This window comes from Acinetobacter sp. B-6 (assembly GCF_056930735.1).
Genome location: NZ_JBXPBY010000001.1, coordinates 368,837 through 394,217 on the forward strand (window position 1 = coordinate 368,837; position 25,381 = coordinate 394,217).

Annotated in this window: 22 protein-coding genes and 1 pseudogene; 13 read left to right on the forward strand and 10 right to left on the reverse strand. The window is 37.0% G+C overall.

Going from position 1 to position 25,381, the window contains the following annotated elements:
- Nucleotides 1-96: 96 nt before the first annotated feature.
- From ruvB to AC1Z3T_RS01685, 4 genes are read right to left on the reverse strand one after another with little or no spacing between them, the layout of a single operon-like run.
- Entirely contained in the window at nucleotides 97-1,098 is a 1,002-nt protein-coding gene (gene ruvB / locus AC1Z3T_RS01670) for a Holliday junction branch migration DNA helicase RuvB (protein ID WP_004824631.1), read from the reverse strand.
- A 17-nt stretch (nucleotides 1,099-1,115) separates the two neighbouring features.
- Nucleotides 1,116-1,718 carry a Holliday junction branch migration protein RuvA gene (gene ruvA / locus AC1Z3T_RS01675; RefSeq protein WP_100885529.1) on the reverse strand — a complete coding sequence of 201 codons (603 nt, stop codon included), beginning with the start codon at nucleotides 1,716-1,718 and terminating at the stop codon, nucleotides 1,116-1,118.
- 23 nt (nucleotides 1,719-1,741) lie between these two features.
- Nucleotides 1,742-2,407 (reverse strand): hypothetical protein, encoded by a 666-nt coding sequence (locus AC1Z3T_RS01680; RefSeq protein WP_100885528.1) that lies wholly within the window; start codon nucleotides 2,405-2,407, stop codon nucleotides 1,742-1,744.
- A complete protein-coding gene (locus AC1Z3T_RS01685) occupies nucleotides 2,407-3,747 on the reverse strand; it encodes a deoxyguanosinetriphosphate triphosphohydrolase (RefSeq protein WP_058967434.1) in 1,341 nt (446 codons plus the stop codon). The genes AC1Z3T_RS01680 and AC1Z3T_RS01685 overlap by 1 nt, the downstream gene beginning before the upstream one ends.
- Nucleotides 3,748-4,060: 313 nt before the next feature.
- Here AC1Z3T_RS01685 and AC1Z3T_RS01690 point away from each other — a divergent pair, with 313 nt between their 5' ends.
- The 7 genes from AC1Z3T_RS01690 to AC1Z3T_RS01720 all read left to right on the forward strand — a co-directional run bounded on the left by AC1Z3T_RS01690 (nucleotide 4,061) and on the right by AC1Z3T_RS01720 (nucleotide 11,888).
- The gene (locus AC1Z3T_RS01690; protein ID WP_100885527.1) at nucleotides 4,061-5,146 is read left to right on the forward strand and encodes a hypothetical protein; all 1,086 of its coding nucleotides are present in this window, start codon (nucleotides 4,061-4,063) and stop codon (nucleotides 5,144-5,146) included.
- The gene (locus AC1Z3T_RS01695) at nucleotides 5,143-5,880 is read left to right on the forward strand and encodes a hypothetical protein (protein ID WP_100885526.1); all 738 of its coding nucleotides are present in this window, start codon (nucleotides 5,143-5,145) and stop codon (nucleotides 5,878-5,880) included. The genes AC1Z3T_RS01690 and AC1Z3T_RS01695 overlap by 4 nt, the downstream gene beginning before the upstream one ends.
- Nucleotides 5,881-6,065: 185 nt before the next feature.
- The gene (gene purL / locus AC1Z3T_RS01700; protein WP_483396445.1) at nucleotides 6,066-9,899 is read left to right on the forward strand and encodes a phosphoribosylformylglycinamidine synthase; all 3,834 of its coding nucleotides are present in this window, start codon (nucleotides 6,066-6,068) and stop codon (nucleotides 9,897-9,899) included.
- A 106-nt stretch (nucleotides 9,900-10,005) separates the two neighbouring features.
- Nucleotides 10,006-10,464 carry a hypothetical protein gene (locus AC1Z3T_RS01705; protein WP_419319908.1) on the forward strand — a complete coding sequence of 153 codons (459 nt, stop codon included), beginning with the start codon at nucleotides 10,006-10,008 and terminating at the stop codon, nucleotides 10,462-10,464.
- Nucleotides 10,465-10,603: 139 nt separating this feature from the next.
- Nucleotides 10,604-10,729 carry a KGW motif small protein gene (locus AC1Z3T_RS01710; RefSeq protein WP_009584508.1) on the forward strand — a complete coding sequence of 42 codons (126 nt, stop codon included), beginning with the start codon at nucleotides 10,604-10,606 and terminating at the stop codon, nucleotides 10,727-10,729.
- 235 nt (nucleotides 10,730-10,964) lie between these two features.
- Nucleotides 10,965-11,477 (forward strand): hypothetical protein, encoded by a 513-nt coding sequence (locus AC1Z3T_RS01715; protein ID WP_100885524.1) that lies wholly within the window; start codon nucleotides 10,965-10,967, stop codon nucleotides 11,475-11,477.
- A 3-nt stretch (nucleotides 11,478-11,480) separates the two neighbouring features.
- Nucleotides 11,481-11,888 (forward strand): hypothetical protein, encoded by a 408-nt coding sequence (locus tag AC1Z3T_RS01720; RefSeq protein ID WP_100885523.1) that lies wholly within the window; start codon nucleotides 11,481-11,483, stop codon nucleotides 11,886-11,888.
- Nucleotides 11,889-12,425: 537 nt separating this feature from the next.
- Here the strand turns inward: AC1Z3T_RS01720 and gltP are convergent.
- The 5 genes from gltP to AC1Z3T_RS01745 form a co-directional block, all read right to left on the reverse strand.
- A complete protein-coding gene (gltP, locus tag AC1Z3T_RS01725) occupies nucleotides 12,426-13,715 on the reverse strand; it encodes a glutamate/aspartate:proton symporter GltP (RefSeq protein WP_004824615.1) in 1,290 nt (429 codons plus the stop codon).
- A gap of 270 nt (nucleotides 13,716-13,985) precedes the next feature.
- Nucleotides 13,986-15,101, reverse strand: coding sequence for an ABC transporter permease (locus tag AC1Z3T_RS01730; RefSeq protein ID WP_483396446.1), 1,116 nt, complete (start codon nucleotides 15,099-15,101; stop codon nucleotides 13,986-13,988).
- Entirely contained in the window at nucleotides 15,098-16,228 is a 1,131-nt protein-coding gene (locus AC1Z3T_RS01735; protein WP_100885521.1) for an ABC transporter permease, read from the reverse strand. Before AC1Z3T_RS01735 ends, AC1Z3T_RS01730 begins: the two co-directional genes overlap by 4 nt.
- Nucleotides 16,229-16,230: 2 nt before the next feature.
- Nucleotides 16,231-17,463: an HlyD family secretion protein gene (locus AC1Z3T_RS01740; protein WP_100885520.1), complete on the reverse strand. Its 1,233-nt coding sequence runs from the start codon at nucleotides 17,461-17,463 to the stop codon at nucleotides 16,231-16,233.
- 14 nt (nucleotides 17,464-17,477) lie between these two features.
- Nucleotides 17,478-18,983: a TolC family protein gene (locus tag AC1Z3T_RS01745; RefSeq protein WP_100885519.1), complete on the reverse strand. Its 1,506-nt coding sequence runs from the start codon at nucleotides 18,981-18,983 to the stop codon at nucleotides 17,478-17,480.
- 186 nt (nucleotides 18,984-19,169) lie between these two features.
- Between AC1Z3T_RS01745 and AC1Z3T_RS01750 the strand changes: the two genes are divergently transcribed.
- From AC1Z3T_RS01750 to serC, 4 genes and pseudogenes are all read left to right on the forward strand, one after another.
- Entirely contained in the window at nucleotides 19,170-19,580 is a 411-nt protein-coding gene (locus AC1Z3T_RS01750) for an SRPBCC domain-containing protein (RefSeq protein WP_004824604.1), read from the forward strand.
- Nucleotides 19,581-19,665: 85 nt separating this feature from the next.
- Nucleotides 19,666-19,752 (forward strand): annotated as a pseudogene (locus tag AC1Z3T_RS01755) (LysE family translocator); the annotation flags it as partial.
- A 218-nt stretch (nucleotides 19,753-19,970) separates the two neighbouring features.
- Complete coding sequence (locus AC1Z3T_RS01760) at nucleotides 19,971-20,462, forward strand: GNAT family N-acetyltransferase (RefSeq protein WP_100885518.1); 492 nt, start codon at nucleotides 19,971-19,973, stop codon at nucleotides 20,460-20,462.
- Between the two features lie 145 nt (nucleotides 20,463-20,607).
- Complete coding sequence (gene serC / locus AC1Z3T_RS01765) at nucleotides 20,608-21,687, forward strand: 3-phosphoserine/phosphohydroxythreonine transaminase (RefSeq protein ID WP_005032331.1); 1,080 nt, start codon at nucleotides 20,608-20,610, stop codon at nucleotides 21,685-21,687.
- A gap of 883 nt (nucleotides 21,688-22,570) precedes the next feature.
- Here the strand turns inward: serC and AC1Z3T_RS01770 are convergent.
- Complete coding sequence (locus AC1Z3T_RS01770; protein WP_010591375.1) at nucleotides 22,571-23,500, reverse strand: hypothetical protein; 930 nt, start codon at nucleotides 23,498-23,500, stop codon at nucleotides 22,571-22,573.
- Between the two features lie 270 nt (nucleotides 23,501-23,770).
- Between AC1Z3T_RS01770 and AC1Z3T_RS01775 the strand changes: the two genes are divergently transcribed.
- Together AC1Z3T_RS01775 and AC1Z3T_RS01780 are read left to right on the forward strand one after the other, a co-directional pair.
- Nucleotides 23,771-24,241, forward strand: a complete 471-nt coding sequence (locus tag AC1Z3T_RS01775; RefSeq protein ID WP_004824594.1) for a YaiI/YqxD family protein — start codon at nucleotides 23,771-23,773, stop codon at nucleotides 24,239-24,241.
- A 104-nt stretch (nucleotides 24,242-24,345) separates the two neighbouring features.
- On the forward strand, nucleotides 24,346-25,260 hold the full coding sequence (locus tag AC1Z3T_RS01780) for a DMT family transporter (RefSeq protein ID WP_483396447.1): 915 nt from the start codon (nucleotides 24,346-24,348) through the stop codon (nucleotides 25,258-25,260).
- Nucleotides 25,261-25,381: the final 121 nt, after the last annotated feature.

The following is a 25,381-nucleotide window of genomic DNA, read 5'->3' on the forward strand; positions in this document are numbered from 1 at the left end:
GATTTTTTGTATTTAAAATTAATCCAAAGAATTTTTATCTTGATGGATACAAAACCATCAATAGGGATCGGGAATATTTAATATTCCCGATCTAACTTACTTGGATTCGGGGGGCGTCATACCAAATTGCAAATAAGCTTGATTAGTCGCAATACGTCCGCGTGCTGTACGCATCGCATAGCCTTGCTGAATCAAATAAGGTTCAATCACATCTTCTAAAGTACCAGAATCTTCAGCCATCGCAGCGGCTAAAGCTTCAACACCTGCTGGACCACCATCAAAGCGTTCTAATAACATCGACAAATAACGACGATCGAGTGTATCTAACCCATCTTTATCAACATTCAGCATATCTAAGGCACGTTGCGCCATTTCTTGAGTGACTTCACCTGTTCCTTTGACTTGTGCATAGTCTCGCACACGACGTAATAAACGGTTGGCAATACGAGGTGTTCCACGTGCTCTTCGAGCGATCTCTTTTGCACCATCAGGTGTAGTAGGCACATCCATTAAATGTGCTGAACGAGCCACAATGTGGGTTAAATCTTCAACGGAATAGAACTCAAGACGTTGCACAATCCCAAAACGATCACGTAATGGAGAGGTGAGTAGACCTGCACGAGTTGTTGCGGCAACCAAGGTAAATGGTGGCAAATCTAGCTTAATTGAACGTGCGGCTGGACCTTCACCGATCATAATATCAAGCTGATAATCTTCCATAGCAGGATAAAGGATTTCTTCAATCACTGGTGAAAGGCGATGAATTTCATCAATAAAGAGCACATCGCCTTCTTCAAGATTGGTCAGCATGGCTGCCAAATCACCTGCACGCTCTAAAACAGGACCAGAAGTTGATTTAAGATTTCCACCCATTTCACGTGCGATGATATTGGCTAAAGTGGTTTTACCTAAACCCGGTGGACCAAAAATTAAAGTATGATCAAGTGCTTCACCACGACCACGTGCAGCGCCAATAAAGATTTCCATTTGCTCACGAACTACAGGCTGACCGATGTAGTCATCCAATGATGTTGGGCGTATGGCACGATCAAAATGATCTTCAGGTTTTTCAGTCCCACTAATTAAACGGTCTTGCATGAGTATTTTGATCTGTCTTATTTATTCATGGATTTGAGTGCAGCACGGATGATGTCGCTTGCTTCAGTATAGTCTGCTTTCACGGCATTAATCAGTTTTTGTGCTTCTAAAGGTTTATAACCTAACGATTGTAATGCTGCTTCAGCCTCAGCAACAGCAGAATTACCTGTAAATTGTATTTGAGCTGTAGTCGAGTTATTTGAAGTGTTGCCTGTCGAAAATGCCTTAAAACGATCACGAAGTTCAATCATTAAGCGTTCCGCTGTTTTGGTACCGACACCTGGAACTTTAACTAAAGTTTTGACGTCACCATTTTCAACAGTATGCACTAACATTTCTACACTTAAGGTAGAAAGAATACCCAAAGCCATTTTAGGACCCACACCGTTTACTTTGAGTAGGGTACGAAAAATGGTTTTTTCTTGCGCATTTGAAAAGCCATATAACAATTGAGCATCTTCACGAACTGCTAAATGCGTCCATAAGGTGACCTGTTGTCCTTTTTGCAGTTGGCAAAATGTTGAAAGTGGGGTGTCAATTTCATAGCCCACTCCATTAACATTTAAAAGTACTGTTGGTGCTTCTAAAGCGAAGACTTCACCGATAAGACATCCGATCATTGCATTGGTTCACTTAATTTTGTTCATGGTTGAATAGTAGATGCCATTTGCTCTAAACGCAAAATTGCTTTAAGGATTTCTTTACGATTTCGTGCAGATTTTATCCAAGCAGGTAAGCGAGAAAAATAACTGGAATTTCCTGTATTTTGTGTTCTTTCACGTAAATCAGCGAGAACAAAGGACTTGAGTACTTGTAAATGCTCAGGATTGTGTATGTAGAGATTGCCAAGTCGGGTATGCGCCGTTAAATACAGTTTAAGCCCAAATTGCGTATGCTTAAGTCGATTTGCGTTGGCATAGTCGATATCTCGTGGTTTTACGCTGAGTTGAGAAGTCTTATTGCATATAGGACAAATTGCCTTTACATGTGTCACTGGATTTTTAAGATGATGTATTTTCTGGTTTACACTGAGTTGAGTTCCACCACAAAAATGACAGCGTTCAGTAACATAAACATAGTAATGACCATTAAATTCTTTATTGTATTCTTTAGAATGACTGTCTAAGTGACGGTTGCATTTACGACATGTAAATACAAAATGCGAAGTGCATTCACAGCTGAACGTTGTTTTGTCTAACTTTTGATAATGGATGACTCCTGGGGTTTCGCAGTCAGGGCAATGCACCCATTGATCGGCAAAAATAAACTGAGATTTATACACTCCATCATCAATATAGCGTGATGTCATCAGAAAAACCCTACCTTATTCCCTTGAAGTTCTTGCGCCAAATTATAGGCTTGGTGATCTGAGAACTTACTGACAATATCAAGAACTTGCATAATATTGTCATAGTGGTTATCACTAAAGCGTGCGCCAAAACGTTCTAAAATGGACATCAAGCGACCATCTTTAAAACTTAAAGTTTTATGTGGTGTGGTCAGTGGAATAAATGCATCTAAGATATGTTGCAGGCTTTGATGTGCAATAATTTCCAACCCTGACTTTTGTGGATGTTCAAAGATCTTTTCACGAGCGAGGTTTTTGGCACGATCTATTCCCAGTTCAATATCTTCAGAACAGTATTGCAATAAAGAGCCTTTGAGTTGTCCTGATATAATTTGGAAATGTTGCTTTGCAAAAGCAGTCGTGACTTCTTCAACCAAACGTTTCATCACACGACCACGTAATGCTGCAATCTTTTGTTGCCAAGTGGTATAGGGCATATTTAATTCAGCAGGAACGCCAAAATCTCCTAATAAATCAAGAAAAATAGGTTCAACTTCTTCATAAGAAAGCATGTTGAGAATAATCCCGTCTTCTAAATCAATTAAGGCATAGCAAATATCATCTGCAGCTTCTAATAAATAGGTTAAAGGATGGCGACACCAGCGATATTCACCTAATTGAATTAAGCCAAGTTGGTCTGCAATTTGTTTGAGGATTTCTTTCTCAGCTTGATAACAGCCAAATTTTGCCCGTTTACTAGCAGGTGTATTACCTTGAGATTCTATGGTTTGGGATAACCACGGATACTTTAAGTAAGCTCCTAACGTTGCGTAAGTTAAGCGCATTCCTCCATCATGAGGATGGTAGTCAATTTTGGTCAGCAAGCGTAATCCTTGCGCATTACCCTCAAACTGACGAACATCGGCTTGTTGTTCAGGACTTAAGTCTTTTAAAAAATCAGTATGTGCTGCATCGTCAAACCATTCACGAATGGCATATTCACCAGCATGCCCAAAAGGTGGATTGCCAATATCATGTGCTAAACATGCTGCTTGTATGATTGCGCCAACATCGGCTGGGGAAATCCAGATTGGAAGTTCTTTTTGTATTTTTTCGGCTGCCAGCATACCCAATGAACGACCAATACATGAAACTTCTAGAGAGTGCGTGAGTCGTGTATGGATACCATCGTGTTGAGTCAGTGGATGGACTTGAGTTTTACGATTCAGTTGTCTAAAACTTTGTGAAAATATAATGCGGTCATAGTCTTTATGAAAAGGGCTTCGTGCTTGTTCTGTACTTTGTTTCTTACTTCCTAAACGAACAGTTGAGAGAAGTTCTAACCAACGCATTTGAGTCATTTATCATTTATCATTTTTTCGTTAATTGTATGATGCCAAATTTATGGAAGATGTACTAGAGCTGGGCGACATAAGTTGTCATGTTGTTGATTTATTTTCATATGAGAAACATAGCAGGATGCAATCAGAATGACCTATATGTCTGGTAAACCACCTAAATTTAAACAATTATAGGGGCTTTGGCTTTCTATTTATTAAATTAACTAAAAATAAGAGTATTACCAATTTGACTTTAATTTTACAGTGATTGAGTAATTTAAAAAATAAATGCTAAAATTATGATTTATAAATGATAAATAATTAGGTTTAGTAAGTGACTTTTATAAATCAATTCATAAGTTTTGTGGTTATTTTATGTTTAGCAATCATTTATGCCCATGCTAAAGACTATTCTATTATTGATCCTTCAAAAGAAATTTCTACTACCGAAAATGCATTGGGGCTACGCTCATTTGAAGAACGTACAATAATTGATTACACATTTTATCCTCACAAGCAAACTGGGCAAAATCAGGTATTTAATTCAGATGAGATGAAACAAATAGAATTAGAAAGTTTTGAACTCAATAATATAGTTAAAACTTTGTATCCTTTTGAGATTGTACAAATGAATGATTCACAATTTTCACATTCAAATACAAAGTTATTTACTGCTGTTGAATATAAATACTATGAAAAATGTAATTGTGTTGAGGGTAAAAAACTCATTGAGAAAAATATCGTCGTTTTCCCCCATAAAGTTATTAAATTCAAAAATATAAAAAAGGAAAAGCGTTTTTTACTTCCAGTCGAAATATTTGAAATGAACGGTACTGGACGAGAAATACGCATTACAGATCCTAAATTGGAACTTTATCTATTTAAGCAATTAAAAACTGGAAAATATCAATTGGTTACTCGAACACCAATAAATTATGAAGGCATTGATTCTTATGAAGGCTTTGAAATCTCCCTGAGTAAGTTGAGTGTACCTGAAATTGCTTCAAATATTAGGTTAATTGGCGCAGATAGAAAGGGAAGTTTTTTCAGATTATATGCTATAACAAATAATGGAGCGCAGTACTCAGATTGGTACGTCTTAAGTCTGAAAGAGGATGAGTTTCTACGGAGCTATTTAGTCTCAAATGCGAGTGAGGACACAACAGAAATGTTTTATAGACCTAAAGCGCACAAGTTTGATTCAAAACTTTCTTTTATTCCTGTAAAAGGCCAGTCATATTATCCAATAAAGATCCAATATAAAGGTAATAAATTTATTTTTTCTAACTATAAATTGGAAGATAAAAATCAGATAAATAGAGTGGAATTTGATCCAAACTTAGGGATTTATAGCTATGATCCGCCGACTATGCAACGTATGTTGTTAGAGCAACGCAAAATAATGAAGGGTATTCAGTGAATAATAAATTTATATTGCTATTCATAATTTTTTTGTCAGGATGTAATCAAACTGATAAAAACTTAAGCAGCCAAAATAAACAAATTGAAACTCAGAAAAAAACCGAAGAGAGTAAATTTGAAATCGAAGAAAGCATTCCTGTGAAGCCTGAACCAGCAGATCAAGCTTTAGCAACTTTTACTTTTCAGAAAACCTCAGATGGTCATCTGACCAGTAATTGTATTTGGACAGATGATCCAGATGCACAAGGAAAAGTGTATTGGAGCATCATACCGAGCAGTATGTTGAATGGAAAATCTAAATTTACTGCAGAGGATATTACGCCAAGCAAAGTAAAAATTGGACAACCAATAAAAAACTGCAATGAAGGTTATCAAAATGAAACAGCAAAATATGCTTATGCGATAGATCATGATGGTGATCTAGTGAATACGGTTGCCCTCAAATTAGACAGGATGACAGAAACAGCAGACCACCTTTATACAATTGATCTGAATAAAAACGCACATCCTGAAAAAATTTATGTTTGCTATAACATGGAAAGTTTAGATGTATTTTTTATAGATTCTGTGCCCAAAAATCCCGATTTAAGACATGTAAATGTTGAATTGTCCTATGCAATTGATGGGGAAATTGAACCAGATATTTCATGTGGAAAAGTTTTTTATCAAAAAAGTGGAATTATCGCAAAAGAAGATCCGAAAACAGGCGAGTCTAGTTATCGTGCTCAATAATTCAATTGTTACGAATCATGTTTAAAGACGAAAGTCAAAGTAAATCGAATGTTTAAAAGCAAGATTTCAGCATTTTTTAAGTTGGATATGACTAGCTGAAATCTTGCTTTCACAGTAGAATATGCGCTCTCTTCAAGTCACATTGAGGTAGGTTGCCAAAGCCTGCCCGTGGAGCCAAAAACAGCATGTTTATCGTTGCCGGTGCACCTGCACACTCTTCTTTTAAGCAAACACAACTATTAACACGCCTTGCGTCAATCAGTTCTGTTCAATCAATAGAAAGCCAATGGGTTTACCTTTTCGACCAAGCGCTCAACGAGCAACAACAGCAATCTGCTTTACAGCTTTTAAACGATGGTGCATCGTTTGAACTACATCAGGCAACCAGTGATGAAGTACAGATTTTAGTCACGCCACGTGTCGGTACAATTTCGCCGTGGTCGTCTAAGGCAACCGATATTTTTGCCAATTGTAATACGCCTGTACACCGCTTAGAACGCGGTGTTTTGTTTACTTTAAAGGGTATTTCTGAAGTATCTGAAGAAGTGAAACAAGTTTTACATGACCGTATGACAGAAAGCGTTTTCAATAAAATTGATGATGCATCCGCATTGTTCTCAGAAACTGCACCTAAGCCGTTAAACTCAATTGATATCTTAGGTCAAGGTAAAGACGCACTGGTTAAAGCGAACTCTGAATTCGGTTTTGCATTATCAGATGAAGAAATTGATTATTTAACAGCAGCATTTAATAAATTAGGTCGTAACCCACACGACATCGAGTTGATGATGTTTGCTCAAGCAAACTCAGAACACTGTCGTCACAAAATTTTTGGTTCTGAATGGACAATTGATGGTGAAAAACAACCATTGTCATTGTTCCAAATGATTAAAAATACCTATAAAGAATCTCCGACAGACGTATTATCAGCCTATAAAGATAATGCATCGGTGATTGTTGGTTTTGATACGCAACGTTTTTATCCTAAAAAAGATGAAGCAACTGGGCACTATGTTTATAAATATAAGAGCCAAGCTGCACACATCTTAATGAAAGTGGAAACCCATAACCATCCAACTGCAATCGCACCATTTGCTGGCGCGGCAACAGGTTCAGGTGGTGAAATTCGTGATGAAGGTGCAACTGGTCGTGGTGGTAAACCAAAAGCTGGTTTAACAGGCTTTACGGTGTCTAACCTGAATATTCCGGGTTTTGAACAACCTTGGGAAGAGAATTACGGTAAACCATCACGTATGGCTTCACCACTTCAAATCATGATTGATGGTCCATTGGGTGGTGCTGCATTCAATAATGAATTTGGTCGTCCCGCACTTAATGGTTACTTCCGTACTTTTGAACAAAACGTAAATGGTGAAGTAAAAGGTTTCCATAAACCGATCATGATTGCAGGCGGTTATGGTAACATTCGCCCTGATCATGTCGAAAAAGATGCGATTCAACCTGGTGATTTACTGATCGTCTTAGGCGGTCCTGCAATGCTGATCGGCTTAGGCGGTGGTGCAGCATCTTCTGTAGACAGCGGTAAATTAGGTGAAAATCTAGATTTTGCTTCGGTTCAACGTGAAAACCCAGAAATGGAACGTCGTTGTCAAGAAGTGATCGATGCATGTTGGAGAATGGAAGATTTCAACCCGATCGTATCTGTGCATGATGTTGGTGCTGGCGGTATTTCCAATGCAATGCCTGAATTGGTCAACGACCATGAATTAGGTGCAATTCTTGATCTTCGTAAGATTCCATCATTAGAACCAGGCATGTCGCCAATGGAAATCTGGTCAAACGAAGCACAAGAACGTTATGTGTTAGCAATCAAACCTGAATCATTAGAGTTGTTTGAATCAATCTGCGCACGTGAACGTTGCCCATTTGCAGTATTAGGGGAAGCAACAGAAGCACGTCAACTTACTGTGAATGATCCATTGTTTGATAACAAAGCAGTGGATATGCCAATGCAAGTCATGCTTGGTGGTACACCACGTATGAGCCGTTCATATGAAACGATTGAACGTAAAGGTAATGCATTCGATGCTTCTCAAGTTGACTTGAAAGATGCAATTTTCCGCGTATTGAAAAATCCAACAGTTGCTTCTAAATCATTCCTGATCACCATTGGTGACCGTTCGATCACAGGTATGGTTGCACGTGATCAAATGGTGGGTCGCTGGCAAGTTCCTGTTGCCGATGCCGCAGTAACCACAACCAGTTTGCAAGGTTATACAGGTGAAGCAATGGCAATGGGGGAACGTCCACCAGTCGCATTGTTAAATCCTGCCGCTTCTGCACGTTTAGCAGTTGCCGAAGCAATCAGTAATATCATGTGTGCCAATATTGAACAGATCAGCGATATTAAATTATCAGCAAACTGGATGGCGGCAGCAGGTCAAAAAGGTGAAGATCAGGCATTATTTGAAGGTGTAAAAGCCATTGGTATGGAAATGTGTCCTGCCTTGGGTATTGCGATCCCCGTCGGTAAAGACTCACTGTCTATGCGTACCACTTGGAATGATCAAGGTGAAGATAAATCAGTCACTTCACCAATGTCAGGTGTGATCACTGCATTTGCACCTGTATTAGATGTACGTAAAACTTTAACCCCTGAATTGAAAAACGAAGCATCAGTTTTAGTCCGTATTGATTTATCTAAAGGTCAGTTCCGTTTAGGCGGTTCGATTCTTGCTCAGGTATATAAAGCAATTGGTTCTGTAACGCCAGATGTTGACAGTTTTGACGATTTCAAAGCATTCTTTGCTTTAGTACAAGACTGGAATAACCGTGGTTTAATCAAGGCTTATCATGACATTGGTGATGGTGGTCTATTGGCAACTGTTGCTGAAATGATGTTTGCTTCACGCTTAGGTGTGTCACTTGAAAACCAAACGAATGAAAGCTTATTTGCTGAAGAAATCGGTGCAGTATTGCAAATTTCTCAAGCAGATTGGGCAACTTTGGCTGATGAGGTTGCAGTATCAAGCTTAAGGGATGCGATTGCTGTAGTTGGTACAGTCAACGATTCTGATCAGCTTACTGTCAATGGTCTAGTGCTTGAGCGTGCTGAATTACAACAAGCTTGGACTGAAGTTTCTCATCAAATCCAGCGTTTGCGTGATAATGTAGAAACTGCTGACTCTGAGTTTGCATTGATTGGCGACCGTGAGCATAAAGGCTTAATCGCATTACCAACATTTGATTTAAATGAACCTGTTGAAGCGCCATATATCAACGAACGTCGTCCAAACATGATGATTCTACGTGAGCAGGGCGTTAACGGTCATGTGGAAATGGCTGCTGCATTTGATAAAGTCGGCTTCAATACTGTTGATGTCCACATGAGTGATTTACTTTCAGGTCGTGTTGATTTAGATGATTTTGAAGGTTTGGTTGCTTGCGGTGGCTTCTCTTATGGTGACGTTTTAGGTGCAGGTGGCGGTTGGGCTAAATCTGTATTGTTCAATGCGAAGTTGCGTGATCAATTTGAAAAATTCTTTAATCGTGACAATACTTTCTCAGTAGGTATTTGTAATGGTTGCCAAATGTTGGCACAGCTTGCACCACTGATTCCAGGTGCAGACAACTGGCCACATTTCCGTCGTAATACTTCAGAAGTATTTGAAGCACGTGTAGTCAATGTCAAAGTTGAAAAAACGCCTTCTATTCTTTTAGAAGGTATGGAAGGTTCTATTTTACCTATCGCTGTTGCACATGGTGAAGGTCGTGCAGAAACTTCTGCGGAAAACTTTGCTTCACTCAATGCGGGTAATCAAGTTATTTTACGTTATGTTGATAGCTTGGGTAATGCAACTCAACAGTATCCATTGAACCCGAATGGCTCGCCTGAAGCAATTTCTGGTGTAACCTCAAAAGATGGTCGTGCCACCATTATGATGCCACATCCTGAACGGAATTTCCGTGCAGTTCAACACTCTTGGAAACCTGAAGAATGGACTGAAGATGGTGCATGGTTACGTATGTTCCGTAATGTACGTAAGTTTATTGGTTAATTAGATCTATACCAATGCATTGTAAAAGCCCCGTAAGGGGCTTTTTTAATTTATGATGTTTGAAAATATTGAATACGTATGAAAAATGAAAAAAAGATTATTGGATGTGACAAGAGTTATTTTGGATAAGTTTAGCAATCGCTATCATGATTATGATGAGTTCTGGGGTATAGGTGTATTGTATAGCCATGCAAAGCATTTAAATACATCGAGCTTTACTTTTAAATTGTTGAATCAACACCATGACATTAACGATGTTTTTTTAGAGAAAGTTCATCAAAAATTCTCTGAATATTTAGTTCATTATTTAAGTATTCATCATAAATTTCTGACTGATTTAAGTTTGGCTATGATTAAAATTGACTTCGATCGTGATCATCTTTTAAAGCCCTTAACGTTATATGGGGATTATTTTTATGTGCAAGTCGAGCTTATAGATCAAAAAGGTCAGTATTTTATTGCTGAGTTGGATGGCTATTGTTGTCCTCACATTGAATGGATTCAACAAAGAAAATTGATTGATTCATTGCCATTAGAACAAAAAAAATTTTACTGGGAAGCTTAGAGTGAACATCAATAAATGCATTGATAATTTGTTACATTTTTTGAGTTGGTTTATTTCTTGCTTGTTATAAATTGTCTATTAAAAGACCAATGTTTTGCCCTAAAGGTGTTCCAACATGTAGCAAGAATGAGGTGATAAAATGATAAGAACAGTAAATTATTCAACAGCAGAAAAGGTCATCCTTCGCCAAAAAGGATGGAAATGGTTTGGTGCAGTTTTACTGCTACAAATAGTGATTATTTTGAGCGCATATTTTATTGCTTAAACAATACTTTTATTCACATTTAATCGCAAAAGCCACTTGATTGTGGTTTTTTGCATTTAATCTTTATAAATGATGCTAAGTATATACGAATTATAAAAAAACATGATGATTTATAAAGTTAATCTTATTTCAAAAATTATTTAACGCTATACTTTCACAATTAATATTATTTTAAATATCAGACAAGCTTATCGCGCTGAAGAAATAATGAGAGTAAATAAAATAGGATTTCGATATGACAAGAATAATCTTTGCGATTTCAATACTTTTTGGGTGGCAATTTACGCATGCTCAAGGCGTTCAAATTGGATCATTAATTGACATCAAAGCTTTGAATTGCGACATGATTTTTCAAAAGCCTGAAAGCAAAATTGCGGGATTATTGCGTGACTTTAGCGCAAATGGACCAAAGCAGGTCAAATTAAATAAATCAAAACAAATGATGACGATTGGAAGGCATACTTATGTGGGAATACAAGGTCATCAGTATTATAAAACAGCACATACTGAACAGGATGATTTAGCGGTTGATACTGATGTTTTTGGGGTTCGGCTAATCAAAATTGCATTACAAAAACATCAATTGGCAAATACGCAATCCAAAGGCTATTATTTTGTATTTCGAGGGGAGCCAACCACAGTACTTTATCATTTACGTAAGGTTGTAGGCGACGATTGGAATATCGAAAATGCTATAGATGAAACACCTCAAGGAAACTCAAAATTAAGCTGTGGTTATACAAGTTAAATCATGAATAGAATTATACTTTTAATTCCCTTTTTCATCTTTTTAACAGGATGTTTTCCTGTTTATAAAACACAAAAGCCGCAACTGACTGTAAATGTTGTAAATGAACGGGGAGTCGCTATTCCTAATGTAAAAGTCGTCTTAGTGACCAGTGTACGTCCAGCAAAAATAGATGACCAATACGATGAAAAGTACAGCAACCAAATAGGCGTCGTAAACTTTGAAAAGCAAGCGCAATGGAAAGTTGAAAGTCTAATGATTCATGGTGTGCAGTTTTACGATTGGCATTTATGTGTGGCAAAAGAAGGCTATATCACTCAAGATTTTATTGATGTCAATAAAAATGAGCAGATTAAAATTATTTTAAAGCAGGGTAATACACCATCAAGACAATATGCTTATCAGTGCTAAGATGTTAAATATTAATGCTGATTATCATACTTAAAGGTAAATAACTCATAATAAAGCTTGTTCTCTCCTAAGCATTTAACAATATAGCCAACTTGATGAAAAATTCAGACAGTAAAATATCATTTCTCTTGATCACTAAAATGAATGCTATCGATATATTGTTTGATAACCTAAAGCTTGCACTGCCAAGCTTTACCTCCAAAGTTTAAAACGTTTTGCGCAGGCGATACTTTACTTTTCAGAGATGAAAAGTAACAAAAATCTTCTGTTTAACAGGGGTCTTGTGCTGCAAACAAAGCAATGCTTTGTTTTTTGCTCATATACCCCCCGCTCAACATGGCGACATCCATGTCGCCTCACGATAGCAAGACCATCAATGATTCAAAAGGGCAAAATATATGAATGATCAAAATCTTCTAAGGAGTATATAGATTATTGAATATCAATGATTGATCGCAAAGTACTTGTATGAATCATTAGACGGTTTGACTATAGGCATAAAAAAACCACCCGGAGGTGGTTTTTCATCTTAAAAAATTAATGTGTGGCATCAAAATTATAAGATTTTTGTTTTTCAGTATCGAATTTGCCTTCCCATTTACTGATCACAAGAACAGCAAGTGCGTTACCGATCACATTTAATACTGTACGTGCCATATCTAAGATACGGTCAATACCCGCAATAAATGCTAAACCTTCTAGTGGTATACCCACACTGCCCAATGTCGCCAATAGCACAACGAAAGACACACCTGGAACACCTGCGATCCCTTTAGAGGTAATCATCAGTGTAAGCACTAAAACAATTTGTTGTGTGATGGTTAAATCAATACCATAAAGTTGAGCAATAAAGATTGCCGCAATACTTTGGTAAAGCGTAGAACCATCTAGGTTAAATGAATAACCAATCGGTACAACGAAACTGGTGATTGACTTAGGCGCACCATAAGCTTCCATTTTTTCCATCATACGAGGTAAAACGGTTTCAGAGCTTGCAGTCGAATAAGCAAGTATCAATTCATCTTTTAAGATTTTGATAATTGTCCAAATGCTGAAACCACAGAATTTAGCCACAAAACCAAGCACGATAAAGATAAAGAATAGAATTGCTGCATAAACCAATACTGCCAGTTTAATCAGTGGCAATAAAGAACTGAAACCAAAGTTTGCGACAGTGGCTGCGATCAGACCGAAAACACCAAACGGTGCAAACATCATGATCATATGCGTTACTTTAAACATGGTTTCAGAAACAGCTTTCAATACATCGATTAAAGGCTGTTTGGTTTCTTTAGATAATGATCCAAGACCGATACCAAAAATCACTGCAAAGAAGATGATTGGCAACATATGCCCATCGCTCATTGCAGCAAAGATATTCGGTGGAATAAGTGAAAGAACGGTATTCACTAAACCATGAGCTTCATGACTGACTTCCTGTGTCGTTTCTTTATATTGAGAAATATCAGAAGTTGTCAGTGTAGACATATCAATGCCTGCGCCTGGCTGGAATACATTCGCAGCAACCAAGCCCACAATGATGGCGACGGTCGTAATAATCTCAAAGTAAACAATGGTTTTTAAACCTAATTTACCGACACTTTTACTGTCACCTGCATTGGCAATCCCTAAAATCAGCATGGAAAGCACAAGTGGGATTACAATCATTTTGATCAGATTAATAAAAATCTTACCCAATGGTTGTAGAAAGTTTGCAACGATGTCATTACGAAGTTCAGGAGAGTTGTGCAAGAATGCACCAACAAGGATACCTAAGAAGAGCGCAATAACAATTTGCCAAGCTAGGCTAATTCTCATTTTCTTCATACTGAGCCCTTAAAATTCAGATTTTGGCGAAAAGAAAACTCTATCAAAAAAATGAAAAAAAAATCCCGCTAAAGTATGTGGGTACTTTAGGGTGGGAGATTCTGAACATTCAGAGTATTTTGAAAATGGTGTATTCTGACGCTATTTGACTCTGTAATACTAATATTTTTATTCAAAATGCGTTCAATTGATTAAAAATAATTCAGTTTGATTAAATTATTCGATTTTATTGTGAAATTTTATTAATTATATAAATTATATTTTACATATTCATTCTATTTGTTTATGTCTTTTGCTGAGTCGGAGATAAGCCCATATCATCAAAATTGCAAACAGAGATCCAAGATAGATCAACTTAGGAATAAAGATGAAAGTGGGTACACCCATTTGATTGAGTTGGATAAACAAATTGATGCCTTGTGTGGATGGTAAAATATGAGCAAACGCTTGCATCAAATGCGGCATTGCCGCTAAAGGCCAAGCAGCGCCAGATAATAAAAATAAAGGAATTGATGTAAAAACAATAACATGTCCAGCCCGTTCTGAAATATCCAGATAACTTGCTAGAACCATTGCCATTGCAATTACACAGCTAATAAAGATGGGTACTGCAAATAGCATTCCCCAAAAGTTTCCACCTCGTGGATAATCATTGAGCCAATAGGTAAAACCAAATAAATAAAAACAACCCAAACAACCGATGGTTAAAGCGGCTAAATAAATCGCAACAAACTCAGGCAGGGTGGCACGCCAGTATTGTTCACGATAACCAGCAAGCAGCATGCATAAACCTAAAACGATGGTCTGATGGATAATTAATGGTGCAATTGCTGGAAAAATATAACTGCCGTATCCAGATAAAGTATTAAATAGTGGAATTTGATGAATAGGAATTGAGAATTGAAAGTGTGAAATTTTCCCAAACCTTTCTGCATGCTCTGCAATTGTATTTTCAATCGAAGTCGCTAGACCTAAACCAATTTGTTTAGTTTTAAGAAAATAAGCACTACTTAAATATAAACCGATACCGCCTTCTTCGCCCCGTACAACACTATTGGACAAGTTCTCAGGCAACAATAAAATACCATCGGCTTTTTGTTGTTGAACCATTTGTTTAGCATGTTCAAAATTACCCGTAATTTCTGTAATTGCTACATTGGGGCTTTTAGAAACTTCGACAATAATTTCATGACTGAGAAAGCTTTGTTCTTCATCTACAATAATGATCGGTAAGTTTTCTGCTGTCTGGGCTTTATAGGCAGTAGGATAAAAAAAACTATAAAAAAATACTGAGAGTATCATTGTGGTCAATATGGACGAATTTTTCGCTATATTTTTAAAAGTGGCAAAATAGTGTTGAACGAGTGCTTTAAAGAAATTAATCATATTGCGCCCCCTTGAACCACTTTTTTTAGGAGCAAAGTAGAGATAGCACCATATAAAATACAATAAATGCTTAAAATTCCGAGAGGAAGCATCGAGATAAAAATGGGACTGCCCACGACCCATTGTTCAGTTTGTAATTTTGCATAAGGTGTATAAGGAATAATATTGGCCCAAAACTGAGTGAAGATAGGGGCATTATTCAAAGGCAGGGTGACACCTGCAAAACTCAAAGAAGAACCGCCATAGACTGCAATAAAGCCAAAGGTTTTAGATAAATTTTTGGTTGCAAGTACAACTGTGCTACTGATTAGGGCATAAGCTGTATAAAGTAAAAATTGTCCAAGCAAGATCATCCATAAATTTCCAGCAATAAACCAACCTCGAATTTCAACCAGCCAAAACATCCAGACCCATGTCCAAAAACAGAAGATCAATACATAGAGCATATTTTTAGCCAGCAATGCTGTAAAGACAGATCGTCCTTGAACCCATTGCTTAACACTTGCGTATTTCAGTTCTTGACCAACTGCAAAAGCAACGCAACAACAAAGCAAGAGGTGCAAAATTGCTGGAATCATAAAAGGTTCTAGATAGAACTCATAACTCAGATTTGGATTAAATAATGGTGAGATTTTAACATTCGGTGTCGCGATTTCAGCATAAGGAATTTTGTTTTGATAATAAGAGTGTTGTGCAAAATCACCGATTGCTTCAACCGTTGAGAGTAGCATTGCAGATGAAATGCCATTTCCGATACTGAAATAGGACTGGTTAAATGCAATGCTGATCTGCGCATCTTGTGCTTGTACCAATCTTTGTTCAGCACCTACAGGAATATGTACATAACCCCAAATTTTGGTTTGATTCAGTAAATGTTCAACTTGATTTGGGTCATTTGAAACGGTATAAATCGAAAGTGTGTGGTTGTAACTGAGATATTTCTCGATATTACGACTTAACTCACTTTGATCTTGATCAATAATGGCAATTGGTAAATGTTCTGCTTTGCCTGCATAAAACATGCTACTAAATAAAACAATAACAAACAAAGGAGCGAGTGTGACTAAGCATAAATCCCACTTATGTATAAACAGATATCGAAGCTCTCTTCGCATGCTCGCCCACATGTTTATTGATGCTCTTGAAGTTTAAAAATCACACTCATACCAACCTTCAAATCAGGCAATGCTTCAGCAGGCGTCAATTTAATTTTAAAGCTACGAATATCATAACCGCCTGTTTGACGCGTGGTTTTAATGGTTGCAAATTCACCTTCTGCATCGATGTTTTTAATGTGAAATGAAACAGTTTTGTTTAATGCAGGTATAAATCCATCGAGTGATTTTGCTTGATAAACTTGCGCATATTGATCTTCTCTAACATTTAAACTGACCCATTTTTCTTCGTCTTGGATAATACTCACCACAGGGACACCAATTGCAACCAATTCAGATGGTTTGCCATAGGTTTTGGATACAGTACCATTCACAGGCGAATAGAGCTTGGTTTCTGCTTCTAGCGCATTTGCCTCGGCAACAGCAGCTTTGGCAATTTCAACTTGCGCATCAGCACCTGATTTTTGCTCAGCAGTGCTGCCGCGTTTGGCACGTGCATATTGTTGATAGGCAGCTTCACTCATTTGCGTGGCGGATTGGGCAGCCGCAAACATTTCATCACGACGTTGGCGTGAAATTACACCTTGAGCAAAGAGAGTGGAACCACGTTGGTAGGTTGCTTTAGCAAGATTTTCTTGTGCCTTTACACTTTGCCAATTGGCATAGAGGGTATCAATATTTTCTTGTTGCGAGCCACGATCAGTTGTGGATTGCAATGCCAAAGCTGATTGTAGGGTGGCAAGAGCCTGCTGTTTCTTTGCTTCAATTTCTGGACTGCTTAGAGTAACTAGAAGTTGACCCTTATTCACTTTTTGTCCATCACTGACAAAGATACCCTCAATTCGACTGGGTACTTTGGTACTGACATGCAGTGTTTCTGCTTCTACACGACCTTGAACATCTACAGTTTTAGGTTGGTAACTTTTCCATAATCCAAATGCAATCAATCCGATAAGAATGATGAGAATAATCAAACCAATTGCAATTACAGTTCTTTTTTTAAAGGCATTTTCCTTGACTGTAGAATGCTGAATTGCTTGTGCTGGATCGTCAGTTGACTGAGATAATGTGGAGTTTTCAGCCTCATTGGTTACACGGTCATCCTGTGAGTTTGAGTTGTTCTGATGTTCCTGAACTTGATCTGAGGCTTGCGTATTGGCGATGTTGTCATGCGAACTTTCAGCATTTAACTTAGCGTCTGATGTTGAATCATTATGCGTATTCTGATGGTTATTTTCTTGTGACATTTTTAGCTCCATCTTCAACGAATAAAATCGGTGTTGGTTTGATTAACATAGTCTTTGAACTGAGAAATTGAGCCATGACTTTGCAGTAGGGTCGCCAAAGCCATTACATATTTATAAGCATTGAGTGCTTTTTCAGTTTTTAATACACTCAATTGATTCTGTGCATCAATCACTTGGCTTGCAGTTCCCATATCTTCTTTAAATGACAATTGCTGAATACGGAGATTTTCGAGAGCAGCTTGTTCATTTTGTTGTAAAAGTTGATTGGATTGTTGGGCTGTACTTAACTCACTATAAGATTTGTAAATAATATTCTCAATCTCTTGTTGGGTACGTGCAGTCATCAATTCAGTCGCATATCGCTGCAATTCAGCAGCTTGTACATTTTTATTTTTATCAATGCCTGAGAATAAGTTGTAACGGGCAGCAACTCCTACAATCCAGTTTTGATTGTGATCTAAACTATATTCCCCAAAAGCAAATAACGTAGGTTTTTTGGTTGCACTTTGAATTTTGACATTTTGATTGGCCAACTGTGTATCCATCTGCATCTTTCGAACTAGACTTGATGTTTCAGGATAAGAATCAAGCAATTGATTTAGGGATTGGCTTTGTTGACGATTGACAAAAAGTGGGGTTGTTAGTTGGTCTATACTGGATTTATTGAGTAAATTTTTTAGTTGAAACTGACTGGATTGTAAATTCGCCGTGGCATTTTGTTCAGTTCGCAAGGCATTATTTCGTGCAACCTCAAATTGCATACGCTGTCCTTTGCTGACAAAACCCTGTTTCTCCAGTTTGAGGGCATTGTCATAGTGTTGTTGCATTGCTTTAAGGTTGAAACGGCTGGCATCTACAAATTGTTGTTGTAATTGCACATTAAAATAAGCCTGTATCACTTCAAAACGTTGCGTATCTTGTTGCTGTTTAGCGTCCAACTGACTACGTTCAGCTTTTAAATTTGCAATTTGTTTGGTGCTGGATGTAACACCACCAGTATAAATTGGCATCATTACTGAAACTGTTGGGCGAACGACTTCATCTTCTAATACAACGTTTGCTGTGTCTGGAATTAAACCAATACCACTATGAATGCCTTGTGCTAATCCCTGTTTTAAAGGATCCATGATCGTGGAAGGAATATTTTGTTCTGATTGCCATTGATCAACACGTTCATTGACACCTTGCGATAAGGTTTGTTCGAGATTATTTTTCACACCGTTTAATGGAAGGTCGGTTTCAGTATGAAATTTATAAGCACGGACATTCAAGTCTACACGTGGTAAACCAATATTTTTTGCAGCCTCAGCTTGAAGTTTTGATGCTCGATTTAAAGCGTCACTGGCTTGAGTTGTATAAGAGTTTTCAAGTAAATATTGTTCTGCTTGGCTGTAGCTTAAATTTTCAGCAAAACTCATTTGCCCCAAGATCAGGCTGTAAAAAACATATCCGAAAGTTGAAAGTTGAAGTGTTTTGGATAATGCTTTTCTATTTTTAAGGTGTTGTGATTTGATCAGCATAATCTTTTGCATCTGACTAAATTTAAAAACTATTTTACATGGAAAAGGCTGGAGTAAATAATCTAAATAGCCCTAAGAATATGTGTAGTTTTGTAGTTTTATACAGTACATAAGGTTGATTAAATTATAATTGCTGAGGCGATATTTAAATAACAATCGAATCGTAAAACAATTATGGAGAAGAAAATGTCAAAAATTACTGTGGAATCTTTAGTTAAGGCACCTATAGACGTGGTATGGCGTATTTATAATAACCCTCAGGATATAGAGCAGTGGAATACAGCTTCACCTGATTGGCATACGGTAAATTCGAAAAATGATTTACGCATTGGTGGCGAGTTTTCAAATCGTATGGAAGCTAAAGATGGCAGTATGGGCTTTGATTTTGCTGGCACTTATACAGAGATTATTCCAAATGAAAAAATTGCATACTCATTTGGAGAGCGCCAAGCGGAAATTACCTTTACTCAACAGGACCAAGCTATATTGGTTCGCATAAGCTTTGATCCTGAAACTGTATACCCTGTTGAACAACAGCGTGCAGGCTGGCAAGCCATTTTAGATAATTTTGCGCGCTATGTGGAAAACGAAAATTAGCGCTGCACAAACGTACAATACAAAATATTTTAAAGTACTTAATTTAATGATCTGAAACTATTTTAGATCGAAGTTGAGTACTATTTTGGAAATCTTATTGTATACCTTAAGTGTGATGTATAGCCCTAGTCCAGTCAATTTTATTGGATTAAATTCAGGATTAACCGGCAAAATTTCTTATTTCGTGCCCAGTATCAGTTAAAAAACACGTGTAGTCGCAAAGATAGACGAATTATCAACAGACTCTAGTAGTAATTGATTGAATTATAGATTATAAACTTAAAATATATGGCAATTTTGACCAATAAGTCTACTACAAGCCAAGACGGTTTATGGCTATATCCATCTACTTGATTGCAAACCAACAATATCTCTACAGAACCCAAATATATGATCAGTTCAACAAGATTATGTTTAAAACCGTTTACTTATGCTGACGCTGATGAGTGTTATGCCTGCATTACGCCGACATTGACAAAGTATATGTCCTGGGACCCACCTCAAGATCAAAATGCTTTCGAAAATATTTGGCGTACATGGTTAATCACCATTCAAGATGAGTCAGATTGGGTTTTTGTCATTCGAGATCAATTGAATGATGAATTTTTGGGTTTGGTTGGTTTTCATCAAGCAAAGCAGTCTAGACCTGAGTTAGGTATCTGGATTAGAGAAGATCGCCATGGTTTTGCTTATGGAAAAGAAGCCGTGACAGCAATTGCCGATTGGGCTTCAAGACATTTTAATTTTGAAGCTTTCATTTATCCTGTTGCAATTGAAAACTATGCAAGCTGTCGTATCGCTGAATCTTTAAATGGAACGCCAATCTATTGTTCGCAACAACCAAAATATAAATCAGTAACCTACTTGATCCCTAAAATTTAAACAATATTCAAATTTTGTTATTGAAAACTTAGCTCTAAATATGCAATTACATTGAAATATTGACTGATAAAGCTACTGCAAGAAAAGGCGATTTGTGGTTAAATGCGCCTATTTCATTCGTTTCACTTTATAAAAGGGAAAAATCATGCGCGCGTACAATTTCTGTGCTGGTCCTGCTGCATTACCTACTGCCGTTTTAGAAAAAGCTCAAGCTGAGTTATTGGATTGGCATGGTAAAGGCTTATCCATCATGGAAATGAGCCACCGTAGTAAAGACTATGTGGCTGTCGCTGAAAAAGCAGAAGCAGACTTACGTAAATTGATGAACATTCCTGAGAACTACAAAGTATTGTTCTTGCAAGGTGGCGCATCACTTCAGTTCTCCGCAATTCCACTTAATTTATTGGGCAAAAACTCAAAAGCAGATTATATCCATACTGGGATTTGGTCTGAAAAGGCTACTCAAGAAGCGCAACGTTATGGTGATATTCATATTGTTGAGGCGGGTACAACAATTGAGGGGAAATTAGCCATCTCTGAGCAAAGTACATGGGATCTGTCTGATGATGCTGCTTATGTTCATTATGCCGACAATGAAACGATTGGTGGGATTCAATTTGCCAATATTCCTGAAACCAATAAACCTTTAGTTTCAGATCTATCATCAAGTATTTTATCTGCACCACTGGATGTTTCAAAGTTTGGTCTGATTTATGCCGGTGCGCAAAAAAATATTGGTCCTGCAGGTTTAACTTTGGTGATTGTTCGTGATGACTTGTTGGATCAAGCAAAACCTGAAATTCCAAGTTTACTGAAATACGGTGCACAAGCTAAAAATGATTCTATGGTCAATACACCTGCGACCTATGCATGGTATTTGTCTGGTCTTGTGTTTGAGTGGTTGCTTGAACAGGGTGGTGTAGATGCAATGCATAAAACCAACCTTGAAAAATCTAAATTGCTTTATGGTTATATTGATTCAAGCGATTTTTATAACAATCCAATCGCAGTTCAGAACCGTTCGATCATGAATGTACCTTTTACCTTGGCTGATGCTGCACTTGATAAATTGTTCCTGAAAGAGGCGGAAGAAAATCATTTATTAAATCTTGCTGGTCACCGTTCAGTAGGTGGAATGCGTGCAAGTATTTATAATGCTGTACCCTTAGAAGGTGTACAGGCATTAGTCAACTTTATGGATGATTTTGCTCAACGTAATGGCTAATAGGCTGTTCTGAATAAAAACATGCCATCTTTTAGAGATGGCATTCTATTCTTTCTTTAACTTCAAGATTAGAGAAAGGAAGGGCGAAGATTAAAGCGAATAAAAAACCCTCTGATCATCATCAAGAGGGATTTTTTATGTAAATAGATCATGTTGCACATTAAGTCGTTGGAAAGATGCCTAATATATGGATCAATATTGCAGCTAAAAACATACCCAGAACAAAAAAGCAGCATGCTCCTTTATCCAAACGTAAGTGAAAACCACTAACTTGATTGATTAGACTAGTCGATTGTTCAGGTATAATTTTCATTACTGAGCCTAGATTTTAAATTATTGTTAAATCCTACTGGTTCGTCGTATTTTTAACATAATTGACTGGTTAAATAAAGCGCTAAATCTAATTATTATAATTTTTGAGAAATTATTATCTCTAAAAAAATATAAACAGTATGAATTTAAAACATGGGTTTTTGTGGATGGTTTGTGGATAACTTTGGCTGTTTCAAAATTTTATCGGAAAAAATACGCAGAAATGCATGCTAAACGAGCTTAGCCTATACACAAATCAATGATATTTAATAAATTAATTTTTAGGTCTAAATGTTTGTTTTTAAATTTATTTATAAATTTATAAATCTCTACTTTGAGAAACATAGGGATCATTTGATTATTAAAATAATTCCTTATATTGCTTAATTTATTAACAAACAAATTGGGGGAGATTAATTCATTTTGAATTTAAATTGTGGATAAATCGTTATTTTGAATTCAAAACAAGAAAAATTGAACAGCAAAAATTCAATATATCAAAAATGTTACAAAACGTGTAATAAAAAAGCATGATGGACCTTCATCATGCTTTTTTGAATGCTATACAAGTTTATGCAGCAGAATAAATATTGGCTTGAATCCAAATATTGCCACGAATGTATTGACCAATTTCGAAATTTTTATAAGCGGGGTCTTTGGTTGCAATTCGAACAAGAATAGCAGGTTGATTTTCTTCAAGAATCAAGGTCACATCGTAAAGTGTATAATCTTGTTGCATAAACTGCATTTGAGTCTTTCCAACGACTTTACCTTGGAACCATGCTTCATCTTCTTGTCCGAGTGTTTCACCGTACAGATATGCCACCATTTTTGAAAAATCAACGGTTACTGGAGCTTTATCGTCCTCAGATTTGGGCTCCCATGCATCGATTTGCTCTTGCAAGTTTTCTGGAGCAACACCATTGTTTTGTGAAAGAATATCATTCAATGCACGATGATGTTTGATTGAAGCAGGATCATCAACAATGATTTGTTCATGATCAGAAACTTTCTCTAGTTCATATGCCCATGCATTTAATTGAACTCTATATTGCTGATCTTGTAAGTATTGATGACTGTTGACACTGTATAAACTATCAAAGGCGTAGACCACACTGTTAGTTCCAACTTTTAAACTTAGTACTGCTTGAGTATTGGTTTTACAGGTGATAATACGATCAATAGAAGCATTTAATTGATATGGGCTTTCAAAACTAGGAAATGCGGTTTTGACGGCTTTAGGTTTGTTATTTTCAACATCGATGACTTGGCATAATTGCACAGCAGAGCCATTTGGACCTTGAATCAGCCAAGTTGATACATCCATATCGCACTCTTGTGAACATAGACCCATCGGCATAACAGGCGCATCTAAAGCAAGACCTAACCATTTGGGCACTTCTGTTGTTGGATTCTCAGTTAAAAGATTCCAATGTTCGACATGGCTACCAAAATTTTGATCTTCGATGATAATTGTTTCAGGTCTGTTTTGATTGTTCATTTTCACGTATTAAATGCCTCTCTTATTCTATTAAATCGAGGATGATGTATAAATTTCAAGTCACGAAATGTAAAATCATAAGAAAAACCAGAAGATTAAAGCGAATTTTCGACAAGAATGGCTCGGGTTGTATTTTAAATGAACAATATAAGAATCTTCTTGTGAAGATCAATAGGATATTGAGGTAGCACAAACAAATAAAATAATAAGCATAGGACACGCCATAAGCATTTTGCTAAAATACTGGAAAATCTTGATTAGAGATATTTTGTGCTGCCATTTAAACTTTGGGTCGATGCAGATGCACTTCCTAAAATTCTTCGTGAAGTGATTTTACGCGCTTCTGATCGTTACCAACTCGAAGTCACTTTTGTTGCCAATCAACCTGTTGGAATCACGCCTTCGGTTCGAATTAATTCAATTCAGGCGATGTCTGGTGCTGATCAAGCCGATCAAGAGATTGTTGAGCGTATGGGTGAGCATGATATTGTGATTACTCAAGATATTCCTTTGGCTGCTCAAGTTATTGAGAAAGGGGGTGTTGCAATTCACCCACGTGGAGAGGTGTATACCTCAGCCAATGTAAAAGCTCGACTGCATTTACGTGATTTCATGGATACTTTGCGTGGAGCAGGTGTACAAACAGGTGGACCGCCGCCAATTTCTGAACGTGATAAACGTGAATTTTCGAGTAGCCTAGATCAAACAATTCAAAAGCAGAAACGGAAAACTTCGATTTAAGCCATTTTCATTCGCTTTTTATTTTGAATTTTTATAATTGTTTGATCTTATCATCTCTAACTCGACAATCCATTGAATTGAACTGATGACTTACAGGACAAATTATGCCTTCCAAATCTAACCTAGTGACGACCTATATTTTATTGGTCTTCATTTGGGCAAGCACGCCTTTGGCGATTGTTTGGAGTGTGGCTGATTTGCATATGATGTGGGCGTTGGTATTGCGTTTTTTTATCGCATTGCCGATTGCATTACTTTTACTTTTAATCCTCAAAGTCAAACTACCGCTCAATAAAATTGCTTTGCATAGTTACCTTGCAGGATCATTCAGTTTGATTGGTTCGCAGATTTTTACTTATGCAGCAACGAGTTATTTGAGTTCAGGAATTATTGTGTTAATGTTTGGTTTAGCACCGATTATGGCGGGATTGATTGGTCGTTTTGGTTTTGGTCAACGCTTGCTTGGAATTCAATGGTTAGGCATGCTGGTCGCGGTATGCGGTTTGGCAATCATCTGTATGAGTGGTAGTGCAAGTCAATATGTACATCCTATCGGTATCGGGTTGATGTTGATGAGTGTATTTACTTATGCTTTGTCAATTTTTTGGGTCAAAAAGGTCAATGCCGATGTGCTACCCATGGCACAAGCAACAGGTTCAATCCTTGTTTCAACCTTAGCAGCAAGCTGTCTTATTCCTTTTATCTGGCAACATGCCCCAACACATATCCCAGAAACTAAATCTTTATTTGCCCTAATTTATACGGTGTTGATGGCATCATTGTTGGCGATGTTCTGTTACTTCAAATTGGTTCAAAATATTAAAGCAACGACTTTATCCTTAACAACGGTCATGACACCAATGATCGCCATGTTTTTGGGGGCAATGTTGAATAATGAAAAACTGACAATTACGGTATTTGTTGGTGCAGCCGTATTAATTTGTGGTTTATTTTTATATTTCTATAAAGATTTTAAAGCCAGTCGAAGACTTGCTGAAAAAATCAAAACTTCATCTTAATTATTTATACTCAGTAAATTGTAGTATTACTCTCAAAGTTATTTATTTTTTGTTTTAAACACAGCAATATGAAAAGATGTGAGAAAACAATATAAATAAGCCATAAAATAATATAAAAAAA

Coding starts and splice junctions, on each gene's coding strand:
- ruvB (WP_004824631.1), bottom strand. CDS start 1,098: ATGCAAGACCGTTTAATTAGTGGGACTGAAAAACCTGAAGATCATTTT.
- ruvA (WP_100885529.1), bottom strand. CDS start 1,718: ATGATCGGATGTCTTATCGGTGAAGTCTTCGCTTTAGAAGCACCAACA.
- AC1Z3T_RS01680 (WP_100885528.1), bottom strand. CDS start 2,407: ATGACATCACGCTATATTGATGATGGAGTGTATAAATCTCAGTTTATT.
- AC1Z3T_RS01685 (WP_058967434.1), bottom strand. CDS start 3,747: ATGACTCAAATGCGTTGGTTAGAACTTCTCTCAACTGTTCGTTTAGGA.
- purL (WP_483396445.1), top strand. CDS start 6,066: ATGTTTATCGTTGCCGGTGCACCTGCACACTCTTCTTTTAAGCAAACA.
- AC1Z3T_RS01710 (WP_009584508.1), top strand. CDS start 10,604: ATGATAAGAACAGTAAATTATTCAACAGCAGAAAAGGTCATCCTTCGC.
- AC1Z3T_RS01715 (WP_100885524.1), top strand. CDS start 10,965: ATGACAAGAATAATCTTTGCGATTTCAATACTTTTTGGGTGGCAATTT.
- AC1Z3T_RS01720 (WP_100885523.1), top strand. CDS start 11,481: ATGAATAGAATTATACTTTTAATTCCCTTTTTCATCTTTTTAACAGGA.
- gltP (WP_004824615.1), bottom strand. CDS start 13,715: ATGAAGAAAATGAGAATTAGCCTAGCTTGGCAAATTGTTATTGCGCTC.
- AC1Z3T_RS01730 (WP_483396446.1), bottom strand. CDS start 15,101: ATGATTAATTTCTTTAAAGCACTCGTTCAACACTATTTTGCCACTTTT.
- AC1Z3T_RS01735 (WP_100885521.1), bottom strand. CDS start 16,228: ATGTGGGCGAGCATGCGAAGAGAGCTTCGATATCTGTTTATACATAAG.
- AC1Z3T_RS01740 (WP_100885520.1), bottom strand. CDS start 17,463: ATGTCACAAGAAAATAACCATCAGAATACGCATAATGATTCAACATCA.
- AC1Z3T_RS01745 (WP_100885519.1), bottom strand. CDS start 18,983: ATGCTGATCAAATCACAACACCTTAAAAATAGAAAAGCATTATCCAAA.
- AC1Z3T_RS01750 (WP_004824604.1), top strand. CDS start 19,170: ATGTCAAAAATTACTGTGGAATCTTTAGTTAAGGCACCTATAGACGTG.
- AC1Z3T_RS01760 (WP_100885518.1), top strand. CDS start 19,971: ATGATCAGTTCAACAAGATTATGTTTAAAACCGTTTACTTATGCTGAC.
- serC (WP_005032331.1), top strand. CDS start 20,608: ATGCGCGCGTACAATTTCTGTGCTGGTCCTGCTGCATTACCTACTGCC.
- AC1Z3T_RS01770 (WP_010591375.1), bottom strand. CDS start 23,500: ATGAACAATCAAAACAGACCTGAAACAATTATCATCGAAGATCAAAAT.
- AC1Z3T_RS01780 (WP_483396447.1), top strand. CDS start 24,346: ATGCCTTCCAAATCTAACCTAGTGACGACCTATATTTTATTGGTCTTC.